Origin of the sequence: Pauljensenia hongkongensis, assembly GCF_001746855.1 — a bacterium.
Classification (GTDB): domain Bacteria; phylum Actinomycetota; class Actinomycetes; order Actinomycetales; family Actinomycetaceae; genus Pauljensenia; species Pauljensenia hongkongensis.
The window spans coordinates 414,308-417,212 of record NZ_CP017298.1 but is presented as its reverse complement, the minus strand read 5'-3'; the positions used below and the strand labels follow the sequence as shown (position 1 = coordinate 417,212).

Here is a 2,905-nt window from a genome sequence, read left to right as displayed (position 1 = left end):
CCACCAGGAAGTTCCCGCCCAGGCGGATCCTCCCCAAGGGCAGGCCCGTCCTCGTACTGACGTCGTCCGGCCCCACGCGCGCGCGGAACACCCAGTACGACCATGCCACGTAAGCGGCCACCACGGGCACCAGGCACGCGGCGACGACCGCCATCACGGTCAGCGTCGCCTGCGTGGACGACGCCTGGTCGATGGTGAGCGAGTACGCGGGATTGATCGACGACTTCTGCACGGCGGGCGCCATGGCGGCGAACACCCACGCCACCGTGGCGGCGATGGCCGTGCACGACGCCGCGAAGGAGCGCCTCTCGTGGCGCAGCGTCTGCTGGCTGAGGACCGTGGAGACGATGACCGCCAGGGCGGCGACCACCAGCGGCAGCCATGCGAGCACGTTCGTCGTGAACGCGAACTGCCCCCACATCATCCACACGACCGCCAGGGCGGTCGCCCCGATGGTGGCGGGAGCGGCGATGGCGTTGGCGCGCTCGCGCACCTCGCCCTCGGTCTTCAGGGCCAGGAACTGGGCGCCGTGCGCCAGGCACACGGACACCAGGACCGCGCCGCCCAGGACGGTGTACGGCGTGAGCAGCGAGAAGAACCCGCCGGTGAGCTGGTGGGTGGCGGTGGCCAGCGACGAGGCGACGGCCGTGGGATCCACGACCATCCCGGAGCGCTGGTCGACGACCTCGATCATCATGCCCTGCACGAAGTTCGCGAAGGCGACGCCCAGCAGCAGGGGCACCAGCCACGCCGAGGCCGTGTGGATCCAGTCCCAGGTGCGCCGCCACTTCTCGGCGGCGATCTTCGAGCGCCACTCCAGGGCCACGACGCGCACGATGAGGCACACGAGGACGAGGAAGAGGGCCAGGTACATGCCGGAGAACATCGTGGCGTACCACTCCGGGAAGGCGGCGAAGGTGGCGCCGCCGGCGGTGAGCAGCCACACCTCGTTCCCATCCCAGTGGGGGCCGATCGTGCGCACGGTCTGGGTGCGCTCGCGGTCGTCCTTGGCCACCAGGGGCAGCAGCATGCCGACGCCGAAATCGAAGCCCTCGAGGACGAGGTAGACCGTCCACAGGACGGCGATGAGGATGAACCACAGGATTGACAGTGTCATGGGGTGCTCCTTAGCCCTCAGTACCCGAAGGCGAGGTCGTCTGCGGATTCGGCGCTGGCGGCCGCGGCCCTGGCGGGCGCCGTGCGGATGCCCTCCAGGGCGTACCGCTTCATGAGGAGGTACCAGATGAACCCGAGCACGCCGTAGAGGACGGTGAAGAGGATGAGGGTGGTGAGCATCTGCCACGCGGGGACGTTGGGGGAGACGCCCATCTGGGTCATGAGCGCGACCGAGCCGAGCGGGGATCCGCTGGAAAGGGCGCCCAGGTTGGGGGCCACCACCCACGGCTGGCGGCCCATCTCGGTGAAGATCCAGCCGAAGGACGCGGCGGCGAAGGGCATGGGGATGTTGGCCAGGGCCAGCTGCGAGAGCCGTAGCGAGCCGGGCGCCCGCCCCCGCCTCGTCGCCCACAGCCCCCACGCCGCCAGTGCGAAGGAGGCCGCTCCCAGTCCGATCATGAGGCGGAAGGACCAGAACACCGCCATCTGCGGGGGCCGGAAGTCGTAGGCGGAGGCGTCCCCGTACTTCGCCGTGAAGTCGGGGTCGGCGTTGAGCAGGGCGACCATGCGGTCCTGGATGTCGGCGACGCCCTCGGAGGCGGCGGTGAAGGAGTTGTGCGACATGAAGGAGGCGACCCCGGGGACGCGGATGATCTGGAGGGGCTGGGAGTCGTCGCCCAGGGGGCACGAGCCGAACTGCGCGATGGTGAAGGCCGCGCCCTCCGTGTCGACGCAGATGCCCTCCGCGGCGGCCATCTTCATGGGCTGGACCTCGACCATCTCCTGGCCCTGGATGTGGCCGGAGGCGGCGGTGCCCAGGCCGCCGATGAGGACTGCGACCAGGCCGAAGCGGGCGATGGGACGCCAGACGCCGCGCGCGTGGTCGGCGGCCTGCTGGGAGCCCTCGCGCGCGGAGCGCACCATCCACCAGATGGAGATGCCCGCGACGAAGGAGCCGGCGACCAGCCACGCGGAGGTGATGACGTGGGCGAACTCGCTGAGGTAGACGCCCGAGGTGATGAGCTCGAGGAACCCTGAGACGCCGTCGAGCTCGGCGCGCCCGGTCGCCGGGTTGAAGCGGGCTCCGACGGGGTGCTGCATCCACGCGTTGGCTGCCAGGATCCAGGCCGCGGAGAACATCGTCCCCAGGGCGACGCACCAAATGGACGCCAGGTGGGCGCGCTTGGACAGGCGGCCCCATCCGAAGATCCACAGGCCGAGGAAGGTGGATTCCAGGAAGAACGCGAGGAGGGCCTCGACCGCCAGTGGGGCGCCGAAGATGTCGCCGACGAAACGGGAGTACTCCGACCAGTTCATCCCGAACTGGAACTCCTGGACGATGCCGGTGGCGACTCCGAGGGCGAAGTTGATGAGGAGGAGCTTGCCGAAGAAGCGGGTTGCGCTGAGCCAGTGCTCCTTGCCGGTGCGGTGCCAGATGGTCTGCATGATGGCGACCAGCAGGGACAGGCCGATGGTCAGGGGGACCAGGACGAAGTGGTAGACGGTGGTGATGGCGAACTGCCAGCGCCCGATCGTGACCGCATCTAACGCCGTTTGCGCGAGGGTCATGTGTGCCTTCTTACATGTGGGTGAGTGGGGATGGGCCGCGCCGATAGTCTGGGACCTTCGTCACGGGTTCGTAGATAATGTAGCGCAAACGACGAGTGCGCGCGTGCAGATGGCGGACGGGGTGGGGTTTCCCGCACTACCGCCTAGTCCCTGAGTTCTCCGCGCGCGCCCGCGCGGAGGCTTGGCTACGCGGGCCCGGTGCGCTCGGACATCGAGTTTT

General features: G+C 69.1%; 2 protein-coding genes. Both read right to left on the bottom strand.

The genetic code is table 11. The features are described 5' to 3' along the window. Nucleotides 1–1,117, bottom strand: a 1,117-nt coding sequence (gene cydB / locus BH719_RS01725) for a cytochrome d ubiquinol oxidase subunit II (RefSeq protein WP_009400218.1), incomplete at its 3' end; no start/stop codon positions are given. A gap of 17 nt (nucleotides 1,118–1,134) precedes the next feature. Next, on the bottom strand, nucleotides 1,135–2,685 hold the full coding sequence (locus BH719_RS01720) for a cytochrome ubiquinol oxidase subunit I (RefSeq protein WP_009400217.1): 1,551 nt from the start codon (nucleotides 2,683–2,685) through the stop codon (nucleotides 1,135–1,137). Between the last annotated feature and the right edge of the window lie 220 nt (nucleotides 2,686–2,905).